A 26007-nucleotide genomic window follows, 5' to 3' on the forward strand; every position below is an offset into this window, starting at 1 on the left:
CACCGTCCAAAAAATGCAGCGCCAGCACGGACGCCATCGCGGGCAAGCCTCGCTCCTACAAAAACATGCCCTCGCCATAACGGCGGAACCATACAGCCGCCCGGGAGCAAGGCAGGCCTATGGCTTCTGGCCGTACCACCTCGGCGTATAGACCCACTCCCCACCTCCAGCCCTGGGGAATACGCAGGTGGTGGAAGACCCCACCAACACCATGGTGCGCATATCCACCTGCTCCGGAGTCAAGGCACCCAGGGTAGTGACCCTCAGAGTCTGCCCCGGACGGCCGATATCCCGCCCCAGCACCACCGGCGTATCCGCGGTGCGGTGCTGACGCACGATCTCCAGCGCGCGCCCCAGCTGCCAAGGACGCGAACGCGAGATCGGGTTGTAGAACGCCAGCGCCAGGTCGGCCTGGGACGCCAGGTCCAGGCGCTTCTCGATGATTGCCCAGGGCTTGAGATTGTCCGACAGCGACAGCACGCAGAAGTCGTGGCCCAGCGGCGCGCCGGCCTGTGCGGCGGTGGCCAGGGAAGCGGAAACCCCGGGAAGGATTTCCAGCTCGACCTGATGCCAGCTCGGCTCACTGGATTCATGCAGCGCTTCCAGCACCGCCGCGGCCATGGCGAAGACACCCGGGTCGCCGGAGGACACCACCACCACCGAGCGGCCTTGGGCGGCGAGCTCGAAGGCGTGGCGCGCACGCTGCATTTCTTCACGGTTGTCGGTGCAGTGCATGACCTGGTCGGCACGGAACGGGCCGGCCATGCGCACATAGGTTTCGTAGCCGAGGATATCGTTGGCCCGCGCCAGTTCGGCTTTCACCGCCGGCACCATCAATTCGGCGGCGCCAGGGCCCAGGCCGATCACCGCCAGGCGACCACGGGGGCGGCCGATCTGCTGCGGGTCCAGCGGCTGGCTGGCCACGGCAATGGCGATGTCTTCCCCCACGCTCAGCGGCGGCAGCAGTTGCGGCACGGCCTGTTGCGCCAGCTCGGCGACGCTGCTGGCGGCCGGGGCGAAACGCAGGGGCACGCCCAGCTCGGCGGCGGCTTCACGCAGGGCCGGACTGGCCATGTCGCCGTCGGCGGCCAGCAGGCAGGCGACGGATTGCACGGCGATCTGCTTCTGATGCAAGGCATCGCGCAGCGCAGCGGCGCCCGCGATCTTGCCGTTGCAGGCGATCAGCACACTGCGCGGATAGATCAGCAGTTCGTTGGCGGCCGGCTCGCGCTCGGCCGAGCCGACGCGGATGGTCAGCCGGGCTTGCTGGTCCTGCGGCAACCGGGCCTCGGCCAGCCAGGGCGCGGCGCCTTCGATGCGCACGCTTTCCCCGCCCAGCAGGTCGGAGACGAAACGCTTGCCCAGCTCCGGATCGCCCAGGGCATAGCCGCTAGGTGGGTTGAGCAGGCAGGTGCCGAAGCGCAGCTCGCCGCTGGTGGTGATGGCCGCCGCCACGCCCAGGCCGGCGGCGATTTCCCGGGCCATGACGTTCACCCCGCCCAGGCCACCGAGCAACGGCACTACGGCGCTGCCGTCTTCGGCCACGGCCAGCACCGGCGGCTCCGCGCCCTTCTCCAGCAGCAGCGGCGCCAGGGTCCGGATGACGATGCCCGCGGCGCACAGGGCAATGATCGGCGTGTCCTGCTGGTACAGCTGGCGCAGGGTCGCGCCGAACTCCTGGTACGGGCGGTCGGCGCCTTCGACCCGTTCGGCCAGGCCGTGGATCAGCGCATCCGGGTACAGCTGTTGAAGTTTGTGCGCAGTCGCCAGGCTGCCTTGGCCAAGGATGACGATGGCCGGCGCGGAACGGGCCATCAACCTTGCCACCTTTCACCGGGCACGATGATCAGAGAGAAATACGGCGAAGACATCGGCTGCACTTCATCCAGCGGCACAATCTTCTGGTTGGCCATGGTCGCCCGTTCGACATACAGCGCGCGCTCGGCCAGGCCCAGCTCTTCGAGCACCTGGCGCACCTTGGGGAAGTTGCGCCCCAGCTTCATCACCACCGCCGCGTCGGCATCGGCCAAACGACGTTTGAGTTCGTCATGGGGCAGCACCCCGGAGAGCACCGACAGGCTCTGATTGCGATACACCAACGGCGCGCCCAGCACCGAGGCGCCACCGAGCATCGAGCACACCCCCGGCACCACTTCGGCCTGATAACGCTCGGCCAGGCGGTCATGCAGGTACATGTAGGAGCCGTAGAAGAACGGGTCGCCTTCGCAGATCACCGCCACGTCGCGGCCGGCGTCCAGGTGTTCGGCCAGCTGCTCGCTGGCGGTGTCGTAGAAGTCGCTGATCACTTGCTCGTAGGACAGCGGCGCCGGCAGCACTTCGGTGGTCACCGGGTAGACCAGTGGCAACAGGGTCTGTGCGTCCTGCAGGTGCGCTTCGATGATGCCGAAGGCATTGCCCTTTTTACCCTTGGCGACGAAGTACGCCACCACCGGCGACTCGCGCAGCAGGCGCAGGGCCTTGACCGTAATCAGTTCCGGATCACCGGGGCCGACGCCCAGGCCGATCAAACGTCCAGGTTGCTGCATCATTCGATCTCCGTGGCCAGGGCGTTGACGGCGGCGGCGGCCATGGCGCTGCCGCCCAGGCGACCTTGCATGATCACAAAAGGCACGCCGCGGCTGTCGGCGGCGAGCATCGCCTTGGACTCGGCCGCACCGACGAAGCCTACCGGGAAGCCAAGGATCAGCGCCGGTTTCGGCGCGCCGGCGTCGAGCATTTCCAGCAGGTAGAACAACGCGGTCGGGGCGTTGCCGATCACCACCACGCTGCCTTCCAGGTACGGCCGCCACAGTTCCAGGGCCACCGCCGAGCGGGTGTTGCCCAGCTCGCGGGCCAGCTCCGGCACGCGCTCGTCGCGCAGGGTGCAGATCACCTGATTGTTCGCCGGCAGACGGGCACGGGTAATGCCTTCGGCCACCATCCGCGCATCGCAGAGGATCGGCGCCCCGGCGGCCAGCGCGACGCGCCCGGCCTGGCCCGCGCCTTCGGAGAATTGCAGACCGTCGATGGCATCGACCATGCCGCAGGCATGGATCACCCGCACCGCGAGTTTTTCCAGGTCCGCGGGAATGCGATCGAGCCTGGCCTCCTCGCGAATGATCGCGAAGGAGTTGCGATAGATCTCCTGACCGTCGCGGATGTAATCAATCATCAAGGGTGCTCCGTGGGCGGGCATCGAGCAATGCGCCGGCCGCTTCAAGGGAAAGGTTGCGGGCGTGCAGCGTGCCGAAACCCGGCTGCGCGGCATCGCGAAAATAGAGGTCGTAACGATCGGGGGCGACGGCCAGCAAAGTAGCCGGTGCCACATGGGCGGCGGCGCAGGAACGCGAGCAGCCGGACAGGTGGACGTCCAGGCGCTGGCGCTGGAGCAAGGCGGCCAGCTTCACCGCGTCGCCCTTGGTATCGGCCAGGGCCTTGCCGCAGCCGCTGGAACCGGTGCAGGCAATCAGGTGGGCCAGGGGCTGCTCTGGCGAGCAGAGAAAACCCAGCTGTTGCAGGCGGCGCGTGACTTCAGGCGCGTCCTCGGCCCGCAGGTTCGGCAGCAGCAGGCTTTGCCAGGGGGTGAACCTCAGGCTGCCGTCGCCCCATTGCTCGGCCAGCTGCGCCGCGCCGCGCAGTATCGGCGGGTCCAGCCGCCCCAGGGGTGTGACCGCACCGACATAGACCTGGCCCGGTTGCCGCTGTGGATAAGTACCGATATGCAGCGGCTCCGAAGGGGCTACGCGCTGCCAATCGCCCACCCGGATCACCGGCCCCGGCAAGCGCGCGGACACCTGCGCCAGCAGTTCAGCCGCCGAGTGTTCCGCCAACAGCTGGCGCATACGGGTCTGTTCGGGGCGGGCCAGGTCGAGGAACAGCTCCAGCACCGCCACCACCAGGGCCAGCCCATCCTCCAGCGCCACGCTGGCCAGGGGCAGGTCCCCAGGGCAGCCGGCCAGGCCGAAGGCCAGCCAGGGCTCGCCCGCGCCTTCGAACGCCGAGAGCCACAGGTCATGGGGATGCTCCAGCATGGCCAGGGCCTCGCCACCGTCGAGCTGCACGGCAAACTTGGGCGACAACTCATGAAAACGCGGATGGCTCTGCAAGGTGGCGAGAATCTGCGCGGCCAGGGGCCGGGTGTCGATGAGCATCGTCCGGTCGATCCCGGCCGTGGGGCTGAGCATCAGGTTGCGCACATCATCGCCGGCCGCGGTGGTCGGCCCCAGGCCGGCGGCCAACAGATCGGCGATCAGCGCCTGGTGCTCGGCGCCAATGCCGCGGATCTGCAGGTTGGCGCGGTTGGTCGCCTCGATCACCCCGCCGGCATACCGCTCGGCCGCAGCGGCCACCGCGCGGGCCTGGGCCGCGCTGATCGCCCCGCCGGCCAGCTTGATCCGGCAGATACCGCCGTCCAGCGCCGGGACGATACGCAGCAACCCCGGACAGGCCGAGGGGCGTAAGGCGGTGGACATCGGGCGTTCGTTCAAGGGGGTGACCGGCTGTGTGGGAAAGGCGCTTCGCGGGCGAAGGCGCGGTATTATGCCTGCTTTGTCCGAAGGCATGAAAAGCCTGCCTGTCGGAAGAACAGGTTTTACCCTCGAGGAATAGCGATGTCGCCCTGGCTGACAGTAGTGGGAATCGGTGAAGACGGCTTCAAGGGCCTGGGCAAGAACGCCCGGCGCGCCCTGCTGGGCGCTTCGCGGATCGTCGGCGGCCAGCGGCAACTGGACCTGCTGCCGGTGTGCATCCGTGGCGAGCGGCAGTTGTGGCCGAGCCCTTTCTCACTGGAGCCGGTGCTGGCCAAGCGCGGCGAGCCGGTGTGCGTGCTGGCCAGCGGCGACCCGATGCTGTTCGGCGTCGGCGCCAGCCTGGCGCGCCAGGTGGCCCAGGAGGAAATGCACGTCCTGCCCGCGCCCTCCTCTTATTCCCTGGCGGCCGCGCGCCTCGGCTGGCCGCTGCAAGAGGTGGTGACGCTCTCGGTGGTCGCCCGCCCCGTAGCGGCCCTCAGCGCCCAGCTGTTCAGCGGTGTGCGCCTGCTGGTCCTGAGCAATGACGGCCTCAGCCCCTCGGCCATCGCCGCGCTGTTGCGCGAACGCGGCTTCGGCCCGAGCCGGCTCAGCGTGCTCGAGCATCTGGGCGGCGAAGCCGAACGGCGGACCGACGGCAGCGCCAACGACTGGAGCGACCCGGCCATCGCCGACCTCAATCTGGTGGCCATCGAATGCCTGGCCGAACCCGATACGCCGCGGCTGTCGCGCCTGGCCGGCTTGCCGGACTCGGCCTTCCAGCACGACGGGCAGCTGACCAAGCGCGATGTGCGCGCCATCACCCTGGCTCGCCTGGCCCCTGTCCCGGGCGAACTGCTGTGGGATGTCGGCGCCGGCAGCGGCTCGATCGGCATCGAATGGATGCGCGCGCACCCCAGTTGCCGGGCCCTGGCCATCGAAGCCGACCCAGGCCGTCAGCAACTGATCGAACACAACCGCGACGCCCTCGGCGTACCCGGTCTGCAACTGATTCGCGGCAGCGCGCCGCAAGCGCTGGATGGCCTGGAAGCCCCGGACGCGATCTTCATCGGCGGCGGCGTGACCCGCCCCGGCGTGCTCGACACCTGCTGGGCCCGGCTCAAGCCCGGTGGCCGGCTGGTGGCCAACGCCGTGACCCTGCAAAGCGAAACGACCCTGATGGCCTGGCGCGAACGGCATGGCGGCGAGCTGACCCGCATCCATGTCGCCCAGGCCCTGCCCCTGGGGGACTTCGACACCTGGCGCCAGGCGCTGCCCATTACCTTGCTCGACCTCGTCAAACCGCTATGAACGCCCTGCCCTCCCCTGTAGGAGCGAGCTTGCTCGCGATAGCGTCTGCCAGACGGACAGAGTTGCCTGGATCGCGAGCAAGCTCGCTCCTACACAAGGCCGCGCAGCATGCGTGAAGAAACGGCGGAACAACCCGCCCCGCTGCGCAGCGGCCTGACCACCGGCAGCTGCGCCACCGCCACCAGCCTGGCGGCGGCGCGCCTGTTGCTCGAAGGCACCAGTAGCGACGCCGTGGAGATCGTCCTGCCCAAGGGCAAGCAGGTGCAGATGCGCCTGGAGTTCTGCCGCCTTACCGACAACGGCGCCGAAGCCGGCACGATCAAGGATGCCGGCGACGACCCCGACGTGACCCACGGCGCCCTGCTCTATTCCCAGGTGCGCCTGAGCCCGGACAGCGGCATTCGTTTCATCGCCGGCCAAGGCGTGGGCACCGTGACCCGCCCCGGCCTGGTGCTGGGTGTGGGCGAGCCGGCGATCAATCCGGTGCCACGCCGGATGATCAGCGAGCACCTGACGACGCTGGCCCGGGAACGCGGCTACCAGGGCGGTTTCGAGGTCACGGTCAACGTCGAGGATGGCGAAGCCCTGGCGCTGAAAACCATGAACCCGCGCCTGGGCATTCTCGGCGGCCTGTCGATCCTCGGCACCAGCGGCATCGTGCGGCCGTTTTCCTGCGCGGCCTATATCGCCTCGATCCACCAGGGCATCGACGTCGCCAAGACCAACGGCTACCTGCACATCGCCGCCTGTACCGGCAACGCCAGCGAAGACACCATGCGCCGCGTCTACGACCTGCCGGAAATCGCCCTGATTGAAATGGGCGACTTTGTCGGCGCCGTGCTCAAGCACCTGCGCAAAGTGCCGGTGGACAAGCTCAGCCTGTGCGGCGGTTTCGGCAAGATCAGCAAGCTCGCGGCCGGGCACATGGACCTGCACAGCCGCCATTCCAGCATCGACCTGCCGCAACTGGCCGAATGGGCCGCGGCGGTCGGCGGCGACCAGGCGCTGCAAGACGCCATCCGTGGCGCCAACACCAGCCAGCAGGCGCTGGCCATGGCCAGCGCCGCTGGTATCGCCCTGGGCGACGCGGTGTGCCAGCACGCCCTTAACTTTGCGCGCAGCGTGGTGCCGGCACAGGTCCAGGTCGAAGTCTTCGCCATCGACCGCCAGGGCGGCATCGTCGGCCATGCTGGAGCTTTTCGATGAAACCCATACTGCTGCTGGGTGGCGTGACCGAAGCCCTGGCCATTGCCCGGACCCTGGGGCCGGAGCACATCTATAGCCTGGCGGGTATCGGGCGCGTGCCCGCTGACCTGGACTGCCAGGTGCGGGTCGGCGGCTACGGCGGCGCCGAGGGCCTGGCCCGGTTCATCCGCGAGCAAGGCATCGAGCTGCTGCTGGACGCCACTCACCCCTATGCCGCACAGATCAGCCAGAACGCCGCCACGGCCGCGCACCTGTGTGGCATCCCCTGCTGGGCCCTGCGTCGGCCGGCCTGGCAAGCACAGGCCGGTGACGACTGGCGCGAAGTCCGCGACTGGGCCGAACTGGTCCAGGCACTCCAACCCTTCAAGCGCCCGCTGTTCACCCTGGGCCGCGAGCCCTTGCAGCACCTGCATGAGATCCCCGCCGGGCAGTTCTGGACCCTGCGCGCCCTCGACCCGTACCCCGGCAATGAGCGGTGCGAAGTGATAGGCGCACGCGGCCCCTTCCTGATCGACGGCGAACGCGAACTGTTCGAACGCCGCCGTATCGACGTGCTGATCAGCAAGAACAGCGGCAGCAGCGCCACCGAACCCAAGCTGGAAGTGGCGCGCGAGCGTGGGCTGCCGGTGCTGATCCTGCAGCGGCCGCCGTTGCTAGCGGTCGATCGGGAATTCCATGACCTGGGCGAGTTGCTCCAGGCCCTGCGCTGACCTTCTGGCCGCGCAAAAGCGCGGCCGATACATCGAGTTACCAAGCCATCCGACGTTCCCCGCTGAACGGCAAGGCGCAGCCCCGGCCGCCGCGCCACGGGGCCTTCGCGTATTGAAGACAGTAGAAACACTTGCGGCGTTGGCCACGAACAGGCTTTGCGTCACGATCAAAGGCCTATCCATATAGTAACTTATTTGTTACCTTTAAGGCCGGCGATGATCACAGTCGAGGAATACCAGCAAGAGAACCAGCGCAGCCCCTTCGGTCGCTGGTTCGAAACGCTGGATACCCAGGCAGCCGTCAAGGTTTCCACCGCGCTGCTACGCCTGGAAATGGGCAACACGTCCAACATCAAGTGGTTCGACGGGCTTGGCGAATACCGCATCGATTGGGGTCCGGGCTACAGGATCTACCTGATCCAGGAAGGCCGGCACCTGGTGATCCTGTTTGGCGGTGGCGACAAGTCCAGCCAGCAGGCAGACATCAGGCAGGCAAAAAAACTGATCGCCGAATTCCATCACCGCAAGAAGGCCGAACTGAAAACGAGGTGACACCCATGGCACTGACTCGAAGCTTCAAGCACAGCATTGCCGAACGCGCCGAGCGCGACCCGGCGTTTTCCCAGGCGCTGCTGGACGAGGCTGCTACGCTGTTTCTCAACGGCGAACCGGAGATGTCGCGGATCATTCTGCGCGACCTGATCAACGCCACCGTCGGCTTCGAAGCGCTGGCCCGGGAGACCGCCAAGCCGAGCAAGAGCCTGCATCGCATGCTGTCCGCCAGCGGCAACCCGAGCATGGACAACCTGGCCGCGATCTTTGCCGCCATCCGCGCCAAGCTCGGCGTTGCCATCGAGGTCCGCGCGGTACCGGCTCACTGAGGAACGACAAGTCCAGGTGGCGCTGCGACACCACACCGCACGGCGCCTTTTTACTTATCCACAGCGATCAGGCTAAATACCCCCCTGTTCGCTCAACCTGACGGATCGTCAACATGTCCCGACAACGGCTCGCATTTGCCTGGATCGCCTGCTTCGCAGTGCTGTTCAACATGCTTGCCATGCCGCTTTCGGGAGCCATGCAGCAGACCGATCGAGCACCTGCCGAACAGCTGTTGTGGGGCAGTTTCTGTTCCTCCAGCGGCACCAAGCTGGTGGCGATCTCCCTGGGCAAGCTGGAGCAGCAAGCCCCGCAGAACGACGATCACTCCACCATGCAGCACTGCTGGTGCTGTTCCGGCTCGGCGCCCCTGGTTGCCCTGCCAGGCCATGCGCCGCAGTTGTATTTCGCCCGTTTCGAGTCCAACCGCAGCGTCGCGCCACCCGCGCTGGTCATGCCCACGCCGCGCCAGCAATGGCCGAGCCTCAATCCCCGCGCCTCACCTCTGGTCTGATTCCACCTCGCAATTGATCTGCGTGTCGAATCGTTCTGGAGAACTGTCATGTTGAAATCCGTACAGGCCTTGCAAGCTCTGCTGCTGGCCGCCCTGCTGTTGCCTGCTGGTTTTGCCGCCGCCCATGAATACAAGGCTGGCGAGTTGCAGATTGCCCACCCCTGGTCGCAGGAGCTGCCGCCCAATGCTCCGACGGTGGCGGCCTATTTCGTCATACACAACACCGGCAAGAATGCCGACCGCCTGCTTGGCGTCGACTCGCCGATCGCGGGCAAGGCCGAGCTGCATGAACACGTGCAGCAGGGCGACCTGATGAAGATGCTGCAGGTGCCCAACGTGGCGATTGCCCCGGGCGAAACCGTCACCTTCGCGCCCATGGCCTATCACGTGATGCTGCTGGAGCTCAAAGACCGCAGCCTGCTCGGCGACGGCAAGCGCTTCCCGCTGACCCTGCACTTCGAGAAGTCCGGCGACGTCACGGTCGAGGTGGCGGTGCAGAAGCAGGCGCCCGCGGGCACCCAGGAACACATGCACGCCCAGTAAGTACCGGTCGTCATTACCGTGAACTCCCCGCGCTCGCCTGGCACCCGGCGATCCGTGCGCACGCCCCTGAAAGTAAGGCGCGGCAGCTGGATCAGCCTGTTCGCCATGCTGATGATCTTTATCGGTCCGCTGATTTCCCAGTCGATGCCGATGAACCTGTCCATGTCGATGGACATGGGCGAGCCCGGCTGCCACGGTGAAACCCCACACGGCGCAGAGCACGGCAAGGTCCAGGGCGAACACCATGCGCTCTGGGAAAAGTGCGGTTATTGCAGCCTGCTGTTCAACTGCCCCGCGCTGCCTGGCAGCCTGTCGTTCACGGCGCTCGACAGTTCGCCGTCCAGCCACTTCCTCACCCCCTCGCCGCGCCTGGGCCATGCCCGGCAGACGGTGTTCCCCGGTGCCCGGACCCGCGCCCCGCCAGTCATTGCGTAAACCCCTCAACCGCACTTCACCCGGCCGACTGTAGAAAAGACAGCCGCAGGCTGCTGGCCGTGTTGTTTACGAAATGATTGATGGAACCTTTATGTCCAGGTTTTCTGCTGACACTCGCCTGTGCTCTGCCCAGGCCTGCGCTACCTTTGCCCTGAACGAACCTCGCGTACGTTTCAGCCATGCCATCGCCGTCCTGTGCGGCGCCCTGCTCACACCACTGGCCCTGGCGGCCGAACAGCCGGTGGATCACAGCCAGCACGGCGAAGAACTGAGCCCGACGGTGATCACCGCCATCGCCCCCAGCTCGCCGCTGACCGTGGTCACCAACCCCAAGGATCCGCGCCAACCGGTCCCGGCCAGCGATGGCGGCGACTACCTGAAAACCATCCCCGGCTTCGCCCTGGTGCGCAACGGCGGTACCAACGGCGACCCGGTGCTGCGCGGCATGTTCGGCTCGCGCCTGAACATCCTCACCAACGGCAGCATGATGCTCGGCGCCTGCCCCGGCCGCATGGACGCGCCGACCTCCTATATCTCGCCGGAAACCTACGACAAGCTGACGGTGATCAAGGGCCCGCAAACCGTGCTCTGGGGCCCGGGCGCTTCGGCCGGGACCATCCTCTTCGACCGCGAACCGGAAAACTTCGGCGAGCTGGGCACCCGGGTCAACGCCAGCGTCCTGGCCGGCTCCAACGGTCGCTTCGACAAGGTGGTGGATGCCGCCGCCGGCGGGCCGCTGGGCTACGTGCGGGTGATTGGCAACCAGGCCCATTCCGACGACTACAAGGACGGCAACAACGACACCGTGCCGTCGCGCTACGAGAAGTGGAACGGTGACGTCGCCGTCGGCTGGACCCCGGACGCCGACACCCTGCTGGAACTCACCGCCGGCAAGGGCGACGGCGAAGCGCGTTACGCCGGGCGCGGCATGGACGGTTCGCAGTTCAAGCGCGAAAGCCTGGGGCTGCGTTTCGAGCGCTCCAACATCGGCGAGGTACTGGATAAGGTCGAGGCGCAGGTCTACTACAACTATGCCGACCATGTGATGGACAACTACACCCTGCGCACGCCGTCCGGCACCGGGATGATGGCCGGCCCGATGGCCAGCAACGTCGACCGCCGCACCCTCGGCGCGCGGATCAAGGCCACCTGGCGCTGGGCCGACGTGCAGTTGATCAGCGGTATCGATGCGCAGACCAACGAACACCGCCAGCGCAGCGCCATGGGCATCGACACCTACAAGGACCAGCCCCGCACCAAGGACGCCGACTTCCACAACTACGGCGCGTTCGGCGAGCTGACCTGGTACGCCGCCGACCGCGACCGGCTGATCAGCGGCGCCCGGGTGGACCGCGCCTCGGCCAAGGATTACCGCCAGCGCATCGGTTCCGGAATGATGAGCCGGCCCAACCCGACCGCTGGCGATACCCGCGCCGACACCCTGCCCAGCGGTTTCATCCGCTACGAGCATGACCTGGCCGACAGCCCGACCACGGTCTACGCCGGCCTCGGCCACGCGCAACGCTTCCCGGATTACTGGGAGCTGTTCTCGCCGAAAATGGGCCCGGCCGGATCGCTCAACGCCTTCGATTCGATCAAGCCGGAAAAGACCACCCAGCTCGACTTCGGCCTGCAATACAAGACCGCCGAACTGGAAGCCTGGGCCTCCGGCTACATCGGCCAGGTGCGCGACTACATCCTGTTCAACTACCGCCCGGGAATGATGGGCATGACCTCGCAAGCCGAGAACATCGACGCCCGCATCATGGGCGGCGAACTCGGCGCGGCCTACAAGCTGACCGACAACTGGAAGGCCGACGCCACCCTGGCCTATGCCTGGGGCAAGAACAGCAGTGACGGCACGCCATTGCCGCAGATGCCGCCGCTGGACGCGCGTTTCGGCCTGACCTACAGCGAGGACAACTGGAGTGCCGGCGCCCTGTGGCGGGTGGTGGCGGCGCAGAACCGCATCGACGAAAACAAGGGCAACGTGGTCGGCAAGGACTTCGGCAAGAGCGGCGGCTTCGGCGTGTTCTCGCTCAACGGCGCCTATCGGATCAACAAGAACCTGAAGGTCAGCACCGGCGTCGACAACCTGTTCGGCAAGGCTTACGCCGAGCACCTGAACCTGGCCGGCAACGCCGGGTTCGGCTACCCGGCCAATGACCCGCAAGCCATCAACGAACCGGGGCGCACGCTCTGGACCAAGGTGGACCTGAGCTTCTAAACACAACAAGAAATGGAGCCGCTGCCGACAGGCTGCGATAAGGCCGAAGGCCTTCAGCGATCTTGAATACGCTGCGGCCGTTGGGGCCGATCGCAGCCTTCGACAGCGGCTACAGAGACAATTGCCCATGCGGAGCATTCCCTGATGAGCCAACCCAAAGTGTCTTTCTACAACCTGGCCTGGCGCTGGCATTTCTATGCCGGGCTGTTCGTAGCCCCTTTCATGGTGATGCTGTCCCTGACCGGGATCATCTACCTGTTCAAACCCCAGCTCGACCAACTGATGTATAGCCACCTGCTGCAGGTGCCGGCGGGGCACCACATCCTCAGCGCCGATGCGCAGCTCCAGCGGGTCCAGGCCGCGTATCCCCAGGGCCACGTCAAACAGTACCTGCCGCCGCTCGAAGCTGGGCGCAGTGCGCAGTTCGTGGTGCAGCAGGAAGGTGGCGAACTCAATGTGTTCGTCGACCCTTACCACGGCAACATCCTTGGCGAGCAGGATGCCAAGAACAATCTGCAAGCCATCGCCCGGGCCATTCATGGCGAGCTGATGATCGGCACCCTCGGCGACGGCCTGGTAGAGCTGGCGGCAGGCTGGGGCATCGTCCTGGTGGTGTCCGGGCTGTACCTGTGGTGGCCGCGCGGCAAGTCGTCGGCCGGGGTGTTGTGGCCACGCCTGGGCAGCCGCGGCCGCGTGCTGTGGCGCGACCTGCATGCGGTGGTCGGCTTCTGGGGCGCGGCGTTCCTGCTGCTGATGCTGCTCAGCGGCATGACCTGGACCGGCTTCTGGGGCAAGCAATACGCCGAGCTGTGGAACCGCTTTCCGGCGGCGATGTGGAATGACGTGCCCAAGTCCGACCAGCAGGCTGGCGAACTCAACACCGCCAGCCGCCAGACCGTGCCCTGGGCCATGGAGAACACGCCGCTGCCGATGTCCGGCGACCATGCCGAACACATGGCCCACGGCGACGCGCACGAAGGCCCGGCGGCGCCCGTGATCAGCCTGCAGCAGGTGCAGGACATCGCCACCCAGCGCCAGGTCGAAGCCGGTTACAGCATCACCTTGCCGACCACCGCCAGCGGCGTATTCACCATTGCCGTGTTCGCCGACGACCCGCGCAACGACGCCACCCTGCATGTCGACCAATACACCGGCAAGGTCCTGGCCGATGTGCGCTGGCAGCAGTACAGCAATGTGGCCCGCGCCACCGAAGTCGGGGTGATGCTGCACGAAGGCAAGATGTTCGGCCCGTTCAACCAGATCGTGGTGCTGCTGATCTGCCTGATGATCCTGCTGAGCTCCGTCAGTGGCCTGGTGATCTGGTGGAAGCGCCGCCCCCAGGGACGCCTTGGCGTACCGCCGCTGCGCCACGACCTGCCGAAATGGAAAACCGCGATGGCGATCATGTTGGCGCTGGCCGTGGCCTTTCCCCTGGTCGGGGCCTCGCTGGTGGCCGTGTGGCTGCTGGATCGCTTGCTGTTGTCGCGCTGGAACCGCTCGGCTGAATCGGCCTCATCTTCATCATGAATCAGGCGAGATGCGCGGTTTAGAGGGATCTGTAGACTGCTGTCGCTTCAATTTCCGGCATGCATAATGTTACTTTATAACACTTGCATGTATGATCCCTGCTCGCGGCCACCAAGGCCGCGGGTATTCCTCCCGAAGAAGCGATTCAACCGCCCCAATGAACTGCCCCTCAATAAATAGGTACCTCGTGTCCAGCCTCTGCCTGCTGGCCCTGAATCATTCCGCCCAGGCCGACGACGCGCCCCTGACGCTGCCCACCGGCACCATCAGCGCGCCCGCCCTCGACGCGCAGGACATCAGCCTGCAAACGCCGACCACCGCCGGCTCGCGCCTGGGCCTGAGCGCCCTGGAAACCCCGGCCAGCACCGAGAGCCTGAGTGGCGAGCGCATTCGCCAGCGTGGCGACCGCAGCGTGCAGGACGCGGTGTCGCGCGGCACCGGGATCAGCCGTACCGGCACACCCGGCGACGGCGGCACTTCGTTGTCGGCCCGTGGTTTTACCGGCCAGGGTTCGGTGATGCAGTTGTATGACGGCAATCGCCTGTACAGCGGCATGGGCACCGTGACCTTCCCGGTGGACACCTGGTCGGTGGAACGGGTGGATGTGCTGCGCGGCCCGGCCTCGGTGCTGTATGGCGAAGGCGCCACCGGCGCGGTGGTCAACGTGATTCCGAAGAAACCCTTCGCCGGCGAAATCGAAAACCACCTGCGCCTCGGCTACGGCTCCTACGACAGCCAGCAGCAGGCCCTCGACAGCGGCGGCTCGCTGAGCGACACCCTGAGCTATCGCCTGAACCTCAACCGCCTGCGCAGCAACGGCTGGATCGATCGCGGCGACAGCGCCAGCGACTTCATCAGCGCGGCGCTGCGCTGGCAGGCCACGGACGACCTGGCCTTCACCCTCGCCCACGACTACGGCGACCAGCAGCCGATGAATTATTTCGGCACCCCGCTGGTCAATGGCCGCTTCCATGAGGGCCTGCGGGACAAGAACTACAACATCGGCAACGACAAGCAGCACTACAACGATCAGTGGACGCGCCTGACCAGCGAGTGGCAGCTCTCCGACAGCGTCAGCGCCAGCAACGAGCTGTATTACCTCAAGGCCCAACGGCGCTGGCAGAACGCCGAAAACTACAACTGGGACACCGCCGGCCAGCAGCTTCTGCGCAGCGGCAACTTCGCCATCAAGCACCAGCAGGAGCAGGTCGGCGATCGCCAGACCTTCACCTTCAAGCACAGCCTGTTCGGCCTCGACAGCCAGACCCTGGCCGGGGTCGATTACAACCGCATCCGCTTCCAGCTCAACAGCAACTCGCCGTTCAACGATGCGCTGCCGGATGGCCAGCCGCTGGATCTGCAACACCCGGACAAGGGCCGTTTCGACAGCGCCTCGGCCTATCGCCCGCAGTTCCAGAGCACCACCAAGCAGATGTCGGCCTTCGCCGAAAACCGTACCCAACTGAGCGAGCGCTGGTCGCTGGTGACCGGCGTGCGCCGCGACTATGTGCAGGTGGATCGCGACAACCTGGTGGACGGCAGCCAGAGCGACAAGACCCTGACCGGCAACAACTGGAAGGCCGGCCTGGTGTTCGCCCTGACGCCGGACACTTCGTTCTACGGCCAGTACGCCACCAGTACCGACGGTGTCGGCGGCCTGATTTCCCTGAGCCCGAGCCAGCAGCAATACGACCTGGCCCGCGCCCGGCAGAGCGAGATCGGCCTCAAGCAGATGTTCTGGGACCAGCGCGGCGAGTGGACCCTGGCGGCCTATCACATCGTCAAGAAGAAGCTGCTGACCGACGACCCGGGCAACCCGACACTCAAGCAACAGGTCGGCCAGCAGTCGTCACGCGGCCTGGAAGCCAGCCTCGACCTGCAACTGCCGCACGCCTGGCAGCTGCAAGCCAACGCCGCCATCGTCAAGGCCCAGTACGACGACTTCGAAGAGCAGGTCGGCAACCGGTTCGTCTCGCGCAGTGGCAATCGCCCGGTGGACGTGCCGCGGCGCACCGCCAACCTGTGGCTGAACAAGGCCGTGACCGATAACCTGCGGGCCGGCGCCGGGGTGCGTTATGTCGATGCCCGTTACGCCGACCTGGCCAACCGCAACGAGCTGCCCAGCTACACCGTGGTCGATGCGGTGCTGTCGTGGAAAGCCCTGCGCAACACCACCTTCGGTTTGCAGCTGAACAATCTGTTCGACCGGCAGTACGCGCAAAGCCAATACAATGAGGGCCAGCAATGGATCCTCGGCGAACCGCGGTCGTTTTTCGTGACCGCCGATTATCAGTTTTGAGCCGATGGCCCCATCGCGGGCAAGCCTCGCTCCTACAGAGCGGGCGGCGATCCGACTTGCCCGCGACGACGCCTGTCGCATCACCCCGTATTCAAGAGCAACCGCATGACCTCGCTGAACCTCACCAACCTGGCCTGGACGCCCCTGGGCCAGGGCCACTGTCATCACCAGTTCCAGCTGCGTGAGGCCAGCCTGCGCGTGGCGCCGGGGGAATTCGTCGGGCTGATCGGCCCCAACGGCAGCGGCAAGACCAGCCTGCTGCGTTGCAGCTATCGCTTCAGCCGGCCGGACCAGGGCGAAGTCCGGCTCGATCACTACAACGTCTGGAAACAGACACCGCGCTGGTGCGCGCAACGCATCGCCGTGGTGTTGCAGGAGTTTCCCGAGGCCTTCGGCCTGACCGTCGCAGAAGTGGTCGCCATGGGCCGCACGCCGCACAAGGGCCTGTTCGACGGCGACAGCGCCGCAGACCGCGCCATCGCCCGCCAGGCGCTGGAGTCGGTGGGCCTGCTGGGTTTCGAGGCGCATGCCTTCGCTACCTTGTCCGGCGGGGAAAAGCAGCGCGTCATCCTGGCCCGCGCCCTGGCCCAGCAACCGCAACTGCTGATCCTCGACGAGCCGACCAACCACCTCGACCCACGTTACCAGCTGGAGCTGCTGCAACGGGTCAAGCGCCTGGGCATCGGCACCCTCGCCAGCATCCATGACCTGAACCTCGCCGCGGCCTTCTGCGATCGCCTGTACGTGATCGATCACGGGCGCATCGTCGCCAGCGGCACACCGGCCGAAGTGCTGACCCGCGAACTGCTGCAGCAGGTGTTCGGCGTCCAGGCCCTGGTCGACCAACACCCGCTGTCCGGCTACCCACGAATCACCTGGATAACCCAACCATGACCCTGCGCGTCTCACTCAACAGCCTGTTTCGCTCCAGCCTGTGCCTGGCCCTGTCGCTGTTCGCCGGCCAGGCCTGCGCCGAAGCCACCCGTTACCCGCTGACCGTCCACAGCTGCAACCGCGAGGTGACCTTCAAGGAAACGCCGAAACACGCCCTGAGCCACGACATCAACATGACCCAGATGATGCTCGCCCTCGGCCTCAAGTCGCGCATGGTCGGCTACAGCGGCATCAGCGGCTGGAAGGCGGTGACGCCCGAGATGCGGACCATCCTCGACGGCCTGCCGGAGCTGGCGGCCAAGTACCCGTCGGTGGAAACCCTGCTCGACGCCAATGTCGATTTCTTCTTCGCCGGCTGGGACTACGGCATGCGCGTCGGCGGCGACCTGACCCCGCAGACCCTGACGCCGCTGGGCATCAATGTGCTGGAGCTGACCGAGTCCTGTGCCTTCGTGATGAAGCGCCCGCCGGCCAGCCTCGACGACACCTACAACGACCTGCGCAACCTGGGGCGGATCTTCGATGTACAGGACCGCGCCAACCAATTGATCGCCGACATGCAGCAACAGGTCGCCGCGATCCAGCAGGACCTGCCCACGGAAAAACCTCGGGTGTTCCTCTACGACAGCGGCGAAGACCGCGCCATGACCTCCGGCCGCCTGGGCATGCCCCAGGCGCTGATCGACGCCGCCGGCGGACGCAACATCCTCGACGATGTGGAGGCCAGCTGGACCCGGGTCAATTGGGAAACCGTGGTCGAGCGCAACCCGCAGGTGATCGTGATCGTCGACTACAGCGAAATCAGCGCCGAACAGAAGCAGCAGTTCCTGCTCAACAACAAGGCGCTGCAATCGGTGGACGCGATCCGCAACCAGCGCTTCATCGTGATCCCCTACGTGCAGGCCACGCCGGGCATCGATAACGTCGAAGCGGTGCAAACCCTGGCCAAGGGTTTCCACGGCGCATGATCGATCGTCGTTATGCCTTGCTGCTGCTTGCCCTCGGTGCGCTGCTGCTGGCGTCCTGCGTATTGTCCCTGGGTTTCGGCTCGGCGCGGGTGCCGGTGGACGTGGTCTGGCGGATCCTGCTGCACAAGACACTCGGCCTGGGCGAGGTGGACTGGAGCGCCGGGCAGGAACATATCGTCTGGCTGATCCGCGTGCCGCGCATGCTGCTCGGCGCCCTGGTCGGCGCCGGGCTGGCCTTGATCGGCGCAGTGCTGCAAGCGGTGACGCGCAATCCGCTGGCCGACCCGCACCTGCTCGGCGTGACCTCCGGCGCCACCCTGGGCGCGGTGATCGTGGTGCTGCATGTGGGTGAAATCGTCGGCCTGCTGACCCTGCCCATCGCCGCCTTTATCGGTGCCCTGGCGAGCATGTTGCTGGTGCTTGGCATCGCCGCGCGCCATGGCCGGCTCGACAGCGACCGCCTGCTGCTGTGCGGGGTGGCGGTGTCCTTCGTGATGATGGCGGTGGCCAACCTGCTGCTGTTCATGGGCGACCACCGCGCCAGCTCGGCGGTGATGTTCTGGATGCTCGGCGGGCTGGGCCTGGCGCGCTGGGAACTGCTGGCGGTGCCGGCGGCCAGCGTGCTGCTCGGGCTGGTCCTGCTGCTGGGCATGGCGCGGCCGTTGAACGCGCTGATGGCCGGCGAGCAGACCGCGGTGACCCTCGGTTTGAATGCCCGCAACGTGCGGCTGCGGGTGTTCCTGATCGCTTCGCTGATGACCGGGGTGCTGGTGTCCATCAGCGGTTCCATCGGCTTCGTCGGGCTGATGGTGCCGCATATCGCCCGGCGTCTTGTGGGCGCCGAGCATCGTCGGCTGTTGCCGGTGTGCGTGCTGCTGGGCAGTGTGTTCCTGGTCTGGGTCGACGTCGCCGCCCGCACCCTGATCGCCCCCGAAGACCTGCCCATAGGCGTGGCCACGGCGGCCATTGGCGGGTTGTTTTTCATCGGCCTGATGCGCCGCCGCTGAAAAAGCGGCGTGCCTGATGCGCCGCCATCGCGGGCAAGTCGGATCGCCGCCCGCTCGCTCCTGCAGAAGAACAATGCGCACGGTTTGGCGGACGCTGCCCTGTAGCCGCTGCCGCAGGCTGCGATCGCGACCGAAGGGCGCGCAAGGTTTCGAGATCGCTGAAGGCCTTCGGCCTTATCGCAGCCTGCGGCAGCGGCTACAAAGGCGGCCACCAGCAGCACCAACGAAGCGCATTCGCCCGCACCAAAGACGCCTGATGGCCCCGCATTGGTGCGCCATCCCTCTCCCCCTATCCGTAAAAGCGACGTTTTCATGCCCTGTGCCGACTAGGCACACCCCTTGCAAAACAGCCCTTCAGTAGTCCGCATCTGCCAACCAAGAAAACTCATAAGTTCATGGAGATCGCACAATGAAGCGTCGCAGCTTGATCAAGGCTTTCACACTCACGGCAAGCATTGCCGCGATGGGCATGACCTGGACCGTCCAGGCCGCCGAGACCATCAAGGTCGGCATCCTGCATTCGCTGTCGGGGACCATGGCGATCTCCGAAACCTCGCTCAAGGACATGGCGCTGATGACCATTGACGAGATCAACGCCAAGGGCGGCGTCAACGGTAAAAAGCTCGAGGCGGTGGTGGTCGACCCGGCGTCGAACTGGCCGCTGTTCGCCGAGAAAGGCCGGCAGCTGCTGACCCAGGACAAGGTCGCCGTGGTGTTCGGCTGCTGGACCTCGGTGTCGCGCAAGTCGGTGCTGCCGGTGTTCGAGGAACTCAACGGCCTGCTGTTCTACCCGGTGCAATACGAGGGCGAAGAGATGTCGCCGAACGTGTTCTACACCGGCGCGGCGCCTAACCAGCAGGCGATCCCGGCGGTGGAATACCTGATGAGCGAAGACGGCGGCAGCGCCAAGCGCTTCTTCCTGCTCGGCACCGACTATGTCTACCCGCGCACCACCAACAAGATCCTGCGCTCGTTCCTGCATTCCAAAGGCGTGGCCGACAAGGACATCGAAGAGGTCTACACCCCGTTCGGCCACAGCGACTACCAGACCATTGTCGCCAACATCAAGAAGTTCTCCGCCGGCGGCAAGACCGCGGTCATCTCCACCGTCAACGGCGACTCCAACGTGCCGTTCTACAAGGAGCTGGCCAACCAGGGCCTGAAAGCCACCGACGTACCGGTGGTGGCCTTCTCCGTGGGCGAGGAAGAACTGCGCGGCATCGACACCAAGCCGCTGGTGGGCAACCTCGCGGCCTGGAACTACTTCGAGTCCGTGGAGAACCCGGTGAACCAGAAGTTCGTCGCCGACTGGAAAGCCTACGCCAAGGCCAAGAAGCTGCCGGGCGCGGATAAAGCCGTGACCAACGACCCGATGGAAGCCACCTACGTCGGCATCCACATGTGGGCCCAGGCGGTGGAGAAAGCCAAGTCCACCGACGTCGACAAAGTCCGCGAAGCCCTGGCCGGCCAGACCTTCGCCGCGCCGTCGGGCTACACCCTGACCATGGACAAGACCAACCACCACCTGCACAAGCCGGTGATGATCGGCGAGATCCAGCCGGACGGTCAGTTCAATGTGGTCTGGCAGACCGAAGGCCCGATCCGCGCCCAGCCGTGGAGCCCGTTCATCCCGGGCAACGACAAGAAGCCGGATTACGCAGTGAAGAGCAACTGATCCTGACCTCAGGTCTGACGCCTTCCCTGTAGGAGCGAGCTTGCTCGCGATCGACCGCGAAGCGGTCGCAAGAGCAATCACCGCTGGAGGTCCTGCGGGCCTCATCGCGAGCAAGCTCGCTCCTACAGGTGTCCGGGTGTACCGCGAGGTCATCCGGACCTTTCAAGGACATCGATATGCCCACTGCCCTCTACCGTTTCATTCTCGCCTGCCTGCTGTTGCTGCCCTTGGCTGCCAGGGCCGGCGACGCCGAAGACTTCGTCGCGGCCAACGCCACGCAACAGGCCAGGCTCCTGGAAAGCTGGGCCGCGCAACCCGACCCGGCGCGCCTCGAACTGCTCGGCGCCTTGCAGCAAGGCCAGCTGACCGTCGATGGGCAAGCCAAGACCTTGCGCCTGAACAATCGCCTGCGCGGCCTGATCGACACCGCCATGGCCAGCCATCAACTGCTCGCCAGCGATGCCAACATCCGTCTGGCCGCCGCGCAGCAGTTGCAGAAAAGCGCCAAGCCGGCGCAGTTGAAATTCCTCAATGCCAGTCTGGCCGCCGAACAGGACCAGGCCGTGCACGACGCCCTGAGCCTGGCCCTGGCCAACCTGCAACTGGTGGACAGCGACCCGGCCGTGCGCCTGGCCGCGGTACGCCTGCTGGGTGAAACCGGCGACCCGCTGGCCCGCACCCGCCTCGAAGGCCTGCTCGAACCCGGGGTGGAAGCCGATGCCGGGGTGCGCACTGCTGCCGAAACCAGCCTGGCCCAGGTCAAGCGCAAGCTGTTGGTGGGCGAAGTGCTCGGCCAAGCCTTCAGCGGCATGTCCCTGGGTTCGATCCTGTTGCTGGCGGCCCTGGGCCTGGCGATCACCTTCGGCCTGCTCGGGGTGATCAACATGGCCCACGGCGAGATGCTGATGCTCGGCGCCTACTCCACCTACATGGTGCAGTTGCTGTTCCAGCGCTACGCCCCGCAGGCCATCGAGTTCTACCCGCTGATCGCCCTGCCGGTGGCGTTCTTCGTCACCGCCGGCATCGGCATGGCCCTGGAACGCACGGTGATCCGCCACCTCTACGGCCGGCCGCTGGAAACCCTGCTCGCCACCTGGGGCATCAGCCTGATGCTGATCCAGCTGGTACGCCTGGTGTTCGGCGCGCAGAACGTCGAGGTGTCGAATCCGGCCTGGCTGTCCGGCGGGATCCAGGTGCTGCCCAACCTGGTGCTGCCCTACAACCGCATCGTGATCATCGCCTTCGCGCTGTTTGTCGTCGTCCTCACTTGGCTGCTGCTGAACAAGACCCGCCTGGGCCTGAACGTGCGCGCGGTCACCCAGAACCGCAACATGGCCGCCTGCTGCGGCGTGCCCACCGGCCGGGTGGACATGCTCGCCTTCGGCCTCGGCTCCGGCATCGCCGGCCTCGGTGGCGTGGCCCTGAGCCAGATCGGCAACGTCGGCCCGGACCTGGGCCAGAGCTACATCATCGACTCGTTCCTGGTGGTGGTGCTCGGCGGCGTCGGCCAACTGGCCGGTAGCGTGTTCGCCGCGTTCGGCTTAGGGGTAGCCAACAAGATTCTCGAACCGCAGATCGGTGCCGTGCTCGGCAAGATCCTGATCCTCGCGCTGATCATTCTGTTTATCCAGAAACGTCCGCAAGGCCTCTTCGCATTGAAAGGACGGGTGATCGACTGATGAATCAACCATTGCTCATTACCGCCAGCCAGAAAGCCGGGCCCAAGGTCTCGGTCGCCGTCGGCGCGCTGATCCTGGCGGTGCTGCTGGCCCTGCCGCTGCTCTCGCTGCTGGCGCCGGACAACCCGCTGCATGTCTCGGCCTACACCCTGACCCTGGTGGGCAAGATCCTCTGCTACGCCATAGTCGCCCTGGCCCTGGACCTGGTCTGGGGGTATGCCGGGCTGCTGTCCCTGGGCCATGGCCTGTTCTTCGCCCTCGGCGGCTACGCCATGGGCATGTACCTGATGCGCCAGGCCGCGGGGGACAGCCTGCCGGCGTTCATGACCTTCCTTTCGTGGAGCGAATTGCCCTGGTACTGGAGCGGCACCAGCAGCTTCCTCTGGGCGATGTGCCTGGTGGTGCTGGCGCCGGGCTTGCTGGCGCTGGTGTTCGGTTTCTTCGCCTTCCGCTCGCGGATCAAGGGCGTGTATTTCTCGATCATGACCCAGGCCCTGACCTTCGCCGGCATGCTCCTGTTCTTTCGCAACGAGACCGGCTTTGGCGGCAACAACGGCTTCACCAACTTCCGCACCATCCTCGGCTTCGGCATCACCGAGCCGGGCACCCGCGCGGTGCTGTTCCTGGCCACCGTGCTGTTGCTGGTGGCCAGCCTGTACATCGGCTGGCGCCTGGCCCGGAGCAAGTTCGGCCGGGTGCTGACCGCGCTGCGCGATGCCGAGAACCGACTGATGTTCTGCGGTTACGACCCGCGCGGCTTCAAGCTGTTCGTCTGGGTGTTGAGCGCGGTGCTCTGCGGCCTGGCCGGCGCCTTGTACGTGCCGCAGGTGGGCATCATCAACCCCAGCGAAATGTCGCCGACCAACTCCATCGAGGCCGCCGTGTGGGTCGCCCTGGGCGGTCGCGGCACGCTGATCGGCCCGCTGCTCGGCGCCGGCGTGGTCAACGGCATGAAGAGCTGGTTCACCGTGGCCTTCCCGGAATACTGGCTGTTCTTCCTCGGCGCGCTGTTTATCGTCGTGACCCTGTACCTGCCTAAAGGTGTAATCGGCCTGCTGAAAAAACGAGGTGAACAATGAGAGTCACTGCGACGGCTGACTTCATGCTTGAGCCCATCCTCGAACCCAATAAGGACGCGGGTAGCAGCCGCGACGCCATCGGCCTCGGCCAGGCCGCCGGCAAGGGCCTGAACACCCGCCACGGCACCATCCTGACCCTGGAAGACATCAGCGTCAGCTTCGACGGTTTCAAGGCGCTCAACGACCTCAACCTGTACATCGGCGTCGGCGAACTGCGCTGCATCATCGGCCCCAACGGCGCGGGCAAGACCACCCTGATGGACGTGATCACCGGCAAGACCCGACCCACCCACGGCAAGGCCTGGTTCGGCGAAACCCTGGACCTGACGCAGATGAGCGAGGTGCAGATCGCCCAGGCCGGGATCGGCCGCAAGTTCCAGAAGCCCACGGTGTTCGAGGCCCTGAGCGTGTTCGAAAACCTGGAGCTGGCGCAGAAGACCGACAAGTCGGTGTGGGCCAGCCTGCGGGCGAAACTCTCCGGCGAGCAGAAGGACCGCATCGACGAAGTGCTGGAAACCATTCGCCTGACCGCCTCGGTGGAGCGCCAGGCCGGCCTGCTGTCCCACGGCCAGAAGCAGTTCCTGGAGATCGGCATGCTGCTGATGCAGGACCCGCAACTGCTGCTGCTCGACGAGCCGGTGGCGGGCATGACCGATGCCGAGACCGAGTTCACCGCCGAGCTGTTCAAGCGCCTGGCGGGCAAGCACTCGCTGATGGTGGTGGAGCACGACATGGGCTTCGTCGGCTCGATCGCCGACCACGTCACCGTGCTGCACCAGGGCAGCGTGCTGGCCGAAGGGTCGCTGGAACAGGTGCAGGCCGATGAACGTGTCGTTGAAGTTTATTTGGGCAGATGATCGGCCAGCTTCAAGCCGCAAGCTTCAAGCGGCAAGTGAACAGCAAAGCCACATCCCCCGCCCTTACTTGCAGCTTGAAGCTTGCCGCTTGAAGCCCTACTAACGGAGTTCCAATGCTACAAGTCCAACACCTGCACCAGTACTACGGCGGTAGCCACATCCTGCGGGGCCTGAGCTTCGAGGTGAAGGTCGGCGAGGTCACCTGCCTGCTCGGGCGCAACGGGGTGGGCAAGACCACCCTGCTCAAATGCCTGATGGGCCTGCTGCCGGCCAGGGAAGGCGCGGTGAACTGGGAAGGCCAGGCGATCACCGCCTACAAGCCCCATCAGCGGGTGCACGCCGGCATCGCCTACGTGCCCCAGGGCCGGGAGATCTTCGGCCGCCTGACCGTGGAGGAAAACCTGTTGATGGGGCTGTCGCGTTTTGGCGCGAAAGAGGCCAAGGAAGTGCCGGCCTTTATCTACGAGCTGTTCCCGGTGCTGCTGCAAATGAAGCAGCGGCGCGGCGGCGACCTGTCCGGCGGTCAGCAACAGCAGCTGGCCATCGGCCGCGCCCTGGCCAGCCGGCCACGGCTGTTGATCCTCGACGAGCCCACCGAGGGCATCCAGCCGTCGGTGATCAAGGAGATCGGCGCGGTGATCAAGAAACTCGCGGCACGCGGCGACATGGCGATCCTGCTGGTGGAACAGTTCTACGACTTCGCCGCCGAACTGGCCGATCAGTATCTGGTGATGTCCCGGGGCGAAATCGTCCAGCAGGGCCGCGGTGAAAATATGGAAGCCGAGGGTGTACGCGGACTGGTTACGATCTAACCTGTAACGTCCCGACATTAAGCACGAATCATGAATCTGCCTGCCCACACCGCCCTGTTCACCCCCAGCTGGCATGCCGAGCTGGAACTCGGCTACGCCCGCTTTGGCGACAGCACGCGCCCGGTGCAGCGCCGGCACAAGGGCCCGCTGCGGGTGCAGAAGCATCTGTACGCCGAAGGCCCCGAAGTCTGCCAGCACATCATCGTGCATCCGCCCGGCGGGATTGCCGGCGGCGACCGCCTGCAGATCCGCGCCAGCGTCGAACGCGATGCCTGGGCGCAGCTGACCAGCCCCGGTGCCGCCAAGTGGTATCGCGCCACCGGGCCGGCCTATCAGACCCTGGACTTGAGCGTCGCCGCCGGTGCCACCCTGGAATGGCTGCCCCAGGAAACCATCGTGTTCAGCGCCGCCCAGGCCGAGCTGAGCACCCGCATCGAGCTGCAAGGCGACGCCCGGCTGTTCTACTGGGACCTGGTGGCCCTCGGCCGCCCCGCCAGCGACGAACGCTTCGACCTCGGGCATTTCCAGTCGCACCTGGACATCCGCCGCGACGGCCAGTTGCTCTGGCACGAACGCCAGCGCATTGTCGGCGGCGACGGCTTGCTCGACTCACCGATCGGCCTGGACGGCCAGCCGGTCTTCGCCACCTTGCTGGCCACCGGCGAGATCGACAGCCCGTTGCTGGAACGCTGCCGCGCACTGCCTCATGCCGTGCGCGGCGACCTGACGCAACTGCCCGGCCTGTTGGTGGCCCGCTGCCTGGCCAGCGAAGCGCTGCTGGCCCGCGCCTGGCTGATCGACCTGTGGCGCCTGCTGCGCCCCGCCCTGCTGGGCCGCGAGGCGCTGCCGCCGAGGATCTGGAGCACATGAATATCCATGT

General features: G+C 66.1%; 24 protein-coding genes. 20 read left to right on the forward strand and 4 right to left on the reverse strand.

Annotated elements, in window-relative coordinates; genetic code table 11:
- Nucleotides 1–117: 117 nt before the first annotated feature.
- From cobJ to cobG, 4 genes are read right to left on the reverse strand one after another with little or no spacing between them, the layout of a single operon-like run.
- A complete protein-coding gene (cobJ, locus tag PVZ80_RS08545; protein WP_101281742.1) occupies nucleotides 118–1815 on the reverse strand; it encodes a precorrin-3B C(17)-methyltransferase in 1698 nt (565 codons plus the stop codon).
- Nucleotides 1815–2546, reverse strand: a complete 732-nt coding sequence (locus PVZ80_RS08550; RefSeq protein ID WP_028683700.1) for a precorrin-2 C(20)-methyltransferase — start codon at nucleotides 2544–2546, stop codon at nucleotides 1815–1817. Before PVZ80_RS08550 ends, cobJ begins: the two co-directional genes overlap by 1 nt.
- Nucleotides 2546–3172, reverse strand: a complete 627-nt coding sequence (locus PVZ80_RS08555; protein WP_028683701.1) for a precorrin-8X methylmutase — start codon at nucleotides 3170–3172, stop codon at nucleotides 2546–2548. The genes PVZ80_RS08550 and PVZ80_RS08555 overlap by 1 nt, the downstream gene beginning before the upstream one ends.
- Nucleotides 3165–4472 carry a precorrin-3B synthase gene (cobG, locus tag PVZ80_RS08560; protein WP_289946506.1) on the reverse strand — a complete coding sequence of 436 codons (1308 nt, stop codon included), beginning with the start codon at nucleotides 4470–4472 and terminating at the stop codon, nucleotides 3165–3167. The genes PVZ80_RS08555 and cobG overlap by 8 nt, the downstream gene beginning before the upstream one ends.
- A 138-nt stretch (nucleotides 4473–4610) precedes the next feature.
- Here cobG and cbiE point away from each other — a divergent pair, with 138 nt between their 5' ends.
- From cbiE to PVZ80_RS08660, 20 genes are all read left to right on the forward strand, one after another.
- Nucleotides 4611–5816: a precorrin-6y C5,15-methyltransferase (decarboxylating) subunit CbiE gene (gene cbiE, locus PVZ80_RS08565; protein ID WP_273863683.1), complete on the forward strand. Its 1206-nt coding sequence runs from the start codon at nucleotides 4611–4613 to the stop codon at nucleotides 5814–5816.
- A gap of 108 nt (nucleotides 5817–5924) precedes the next feature.
- Nucleotides 5925–7022, forward strand: coding sequence for a cobalt-precorrin-5B (C(1))-methyltransferase (locus PVZ80_RS08570; RefSeq protein WP_273863684.1), 1098 nt, complete (start codon nucleotides 5925–5927; stop codon nucleotides 7020–7022).
- Nucleotides 7019–7732: a cobalt-precorrin-6A reductase gene (locus PVZ80_RS08575; protein ID WP_016703763.1), complete on the forward strand. Its 714-nt coding sequence runs from the start codon at nucleotides 7019–7021 to the stop codon at nucleotides 7730–7732. Before PVZ80_RS08570 ends, PVZ80_RS08575 begins: the two co-directional genes overlap by 4 nt.
- 216 nt (nucleotides 7733–7948) lie before the next feature.
- Complete coding sequence (locus tag PVZ80_RS08580; protein WP_009046759.1) at nucleotides 7949–8284, forward strand: type II toxin-antitoxin system RelE/ParE family toxin; 336 nt, start codon at nucleotides 7949–7951, stop codon at nucleotides 8282–8284.
- A gap of 5 nt (nucleotides 8285–8289) precedes the next feature.
- Nucleotides 8290–8613 carry a helix-turn-helix domain-containing transcriptional regulator gene (locus tag PVZ80_RS08585; RefSeq protein WP_009046758.1) on the forward strand — a complete coding sequence of 108 codons (324 nt, stop codon included), beginning with the start codon at nucleotides 8290–8292 and terminating at the stop codon, nucleotides 8611–8613.
- A 113-nt stretch (nucleotides 8614–8726) separates the two neighbouring features.
- Nucleotides 8727–9125: a DUF2946 domain-containing protein gene (locus PVZ80_RS08590; RefSeq protein ID WP_007932873.1), complete on the forward strand. Its 399-nt coding sequence runs from the start codon at nucleotides 8727–8729 to the stop codon at nucleotides 9123–9125.
- Nucleotides 9126–9173: 48 nt separating this feature from the next.
- A complete protein-coding gene (locus tag PVZ80_RS08595; RefSeq protein WP_273863685.1) occupies nucleotides 9174–9668 on the forward strand; it encodes a copper chaperone PCu(A)C in 495 nt (164 codons plus the stop codon).
- 54 nt (nucleotides 9669–9722) lie between these two features.
- A complete protein-coding gene (locus tag PVZ80_RS08600; protein ID WP_081001202.1) occupies nucleotides 9723–10103 on the forward strand; it encodes a DUF2946 domain-containing protein in 381 nt (126 codons plus the stop codon).
- A gap of 91 nt (nucleotides 10104–10194) precedes the next feature.
- Nucleotides 10195–12330 carry a TonB-dependent copper receptor gene (locus tag PVZ80_RS08605; protein ID WP_009046754.1) on the forward strand — a complete coding sequence of 712 codons (2136 nt, stop codon included), beginning with the start codon at nucleotides 10195–10197 and terminating at the stop codon, nucleotides 12328–12330.
- A gap of 144 nt (nucleotides 12331–12474) precedes the next feature.
- On the forward strand, nucleotides 12475–13857 hold the full coding sequence (locus PVZ80_RS08610; protein WP_273863686.1) for a PepSY-associated TM helix domain-containing protein: 1383 nt from the start codon (nucleotides 12475–12477) through the stop codon (nucleotides 13855–13857).
- 172 nt (nucleotides 13858–14029) lie between these two features.
- Nucleotides 14030–16156 (forward strand): TonB-dependent receptor, encoded by a 2127-nt coding sequence (locus PVZ80_RS08615; protein ID WP_273863691.1) that lies wholly within the window; start codon nucleotides 14030–14032, stop codon nucleotides 16154–16156.
- A gap of 105 nt (nucleotides 16157–16261) precedes the next feature.
- Complete coding sequence (locus PVZ80_RS08620) at nucleotides 16262–17050, forward strand: ABC transporter ATP-binding protein (RefSeq protein WP_016703757.1); 789 nt, start codon at nucleotides 16262–16264, stop codon at nucleotides 17048–17050.
- The gene (locus tag PVZ80_RS08625) at nucleotides 17047–18018 is read left to right on the forward strand and encodes an ABC transporter substrate-binding protein (protein WP_273863687.1); all 972 of its coding nucleotides are present in this window, start codon (nucleotides 17047–17049) and stop codon (nucleotides 18016–18018) included. The genes PVZ80_RS08620 and PVZ80_RS08625 overlap by 4 nt, the downstream gene beginning before the upstream one ends.
- A complete protein-coding gene (locus PVZ80_RS08630) occupies nucleotides 18015–19025 on the forward strand; it encodes a FecCD family ABC transporter permease (RefSeq protein WP_009046749.1) in 1011 nt (336 codons plus the stop codon). The genes PVZ80_RS08625 and PVZ80_RS08630 overlap by 4 nt, the downstream gene beginning before the upstream one ends.
- A 409-nt stretch (nucleotides 19026–19434) precedes the next feature.
- Nucleotides 19435–20700, forward strand: coding sequence for an urea ABC transporter substrate-binding protein (urtA, locus tag PVZ80_RS08635; protein WP_009046748.1), 1266 nt, complete (start codon nucleotides 19435–19437; stop codon nucleotides 20698–20700).
- 176 nt (nucleotides 20701–20876) lie between these two features.
- Complete coding sequence (gene urtB, locus PVZ80_RS08640; RefSeq protein WP_273863688.1) at nucleotides 20877–22379, forward strand: urea ABC transporter permease subunit UrtB; 1503 nt, start codon at nucleotides 20877–20879, stop codon at nucleotides 22377–22379.
- A complete protein-coding gene (gene urtC, locus PVZ80_RS08645; protein WP_273863689.1) occupies nucleotides 22379–23458 on the forward strand; it encodes an urea ABC transporter permease subunit UrtC in 1080 nt (359 codons plus the stop codon). Before urtB ends, urtC begins: the two co-directional genes overlap by 1 nt.
- Nucleotides 23455–24315, forward strand: coding sequence for an urea ABC transporter ATP-binding protein UrtD (gene urtD / locus PVZ80_RS08650; protein WP_028683714.1), 861 nt, complete (start codon nucleotides 23455–23457; stop codon nucleotides 24313–24315). The genes urtC and urtD overlap by 4 nt, the downstream gene beginning before the upstream one ends.
- Nucleotides 24316–24428: 113 nt before the next feature.
- Nucleotides 24429–25127: an urea ABC transporter ATP-binding subunit UrtE gene (gene urtE / locus PVZ80_RS08655; protein WP_009046744.1), complete on the forward strand. Its 699-nt coding sequence runs from the start codon at nucleotides 24429–24431 to the stop codon at nucleotides 25125–25127.
- Between the two features lie 30 nt (nucleotides 25128–25157).
- On the forward strand, nucleotides 25158–25997 hold the full coding sequence (locus tag PVZ80_RS08660) for an urease accessory protein UreD (protein WP_016703751.1): 840 nt from the start codon (nucleotides 25158–25160) through the stop codon (nucleotides 25995–25997).
- Nucleotides 25998–26007 lie beyond the last annotated feature (10 nt).

Origin of the sequence: Pseudomonas sp. B3G-3, assembly GCF_028640915.1 — a bacterium.
Taxonomy (GTDB): Bacteria; Pseudomonadota; Gammaproteobacteria; order Pseudomonadales; family Pseudomonadaceae; genus Aquipseudomonas; species Aquipseudomonas chlororaphis_I.

Bases quoted from the DNA above. Each gene is read 5' to 3' on its own strand.
- cobJ (WP_101281742.1), bottom strand. From the start codon at position 1,815: ATGGCCCGTTCCGCGCCGGCCATCGTCATCCTTGGCCAAGGCAGCCTG.
- PVZ80_RS08550 (WP_028683700.1), bottom strand. From the start codon at position 2,546: ATGCAGCAACCTGGACGTTTGATCGGCCTGGGCGTCGGCCCCGGTGAT.
- PVZ80_RS08555 (WP_028683701.1), bottom strand. From the start codon at position 3,172: ATGATTGATTACATCCGCGACGGTCAGGAGATCTATCGCAACTCCTTC.
- cobG (WP_289946506.1), bottom strand. From the start codon at position 4,472: ATGTCCACCGCCTTACGCCCCTCGGCCTGTCCGGGGTTGCTGCGTATC.
- cbiE (WP_273863683.1), top strand. From the start codon at position 4,611: ATGTCGCCCTGGCTGACAGTAGTGGGAATCGGTGAAGACGGCTTCAAG.
- PVZ80_RS08570 (WP_273863684.1), top strand. From the start codon at position 5,925: ATGCGTGAAGAAACGGCGGAACAACCCGCCCCGCTGCGCAGCGGCCTG.
- PVZ80_RS08575 (WP_016703763.1), top strand. From the start codon at position 7,019: ATGAAACCCATACTGCTGCTGGGTGGCGTGACCGAAGCCCTGGCCATT.
- PVZ80_RS08580 (WP_009046759.1), top strand. From the start codon at position 7,949: ATGATCACAGTCGAGGAATACCAGCAAGAGAACCAGCGCAGCCCCTTC.
- PVZ80_RS08585 (WP_009046758.1), top strand. From the start codon at position 8,290: ATGGCACTGACTCGAAGCTTCAAGCACAGCATTGCCGAACGCGCCGAG.
- PVZ80_RS08590 (WP_007932873.1), top strand. From the start codon at position 8,727: ATGTCCCGACAACGGCTCGCATTTGCCTGGATCGCCTGCTTCGCAGTG.
- PVZ80_RS08595 (WP_273863685.1), top strand. From the start codon at position 9,174: ATGTTGAAATCCGTACAGGCCTTGCAAGCTCTGCTGCTGGCCGCCCTG.
- PVZ80_RS08605 (WP_009046754.1), top strand. From the start codon at position 10,195: ATGTCCAGGTTTTCTGCTGACACTCGCCTGTGCTCTGCCCAGGCCTGC.
- PVZ80_RS08610 (WP_273863686.1), top strand. From the start codon at position 12,475: ATGAGCCAACCCAAAGTGTCTTTCTACAACCTGGCCTGGCGCTGGCAT.
- PVZ80_RS08620 (WP_016703757.1), top strand. From the start codon at position 16,262: ATGACCTCGCTGAACCTCACCAACCTGGCCTGGACGCCCCTGGGCCAG.
- PVZ80_RS08625 (WP_273863687.1), top strand. From the start codon at position 17,047: ATGACCCTGCGCGTCTCACTCAACAGCCTGTTTCGCTCCAGCCTGTGC.
- PVZ80_RS08630 (WP_009046749.1), top strand. From the start codon at position 18,015: ATGATCGATCGTCGTTATGCCTTGCTGCTGCTTGCCCTCGGTGCGCTG.
- urtA (WP_009046748.1), top strand. From the start codon at position 19,435: ATGAAGCGTCGCAGCTTGATCAAGGCTTTCACACTCACGGCAAGCATT.
- urtB (WP_273863688.1), top strand. From the start codon at position 20,877: ATGCCCACTGCCCTCTACCGTTTCATTCTCGCCTGCCTGCTGTTGCTG.
- urtC (WP_273863689.1), top strand. From the start codon at position 22,379: ATGAATCAACCATTGCTCATTACCGCCAGCCAGAAAGCCGGGCCCAAG.
- urtD (WP_028683714.1), top strand. From the start codon at position 23,455: ATGAGAGTCACTGCGACGGCTGACTTCATGCTTGAGCCCATCCTCGAA.
- urtE (WP_009046744.1), top strand. From the start codon at position 24,429: ATGCTACAAGTCCAACACCTGCACCAGTACTACGGCGGTAGCCACATC.
- PVZ80_RS08660 (WP_016703751.1), top strand. From the start codon at position 25,158: ATGAATCTGCCTGCCCACACCGCCCTGTTCACCCCCAGCTGGCATGCC.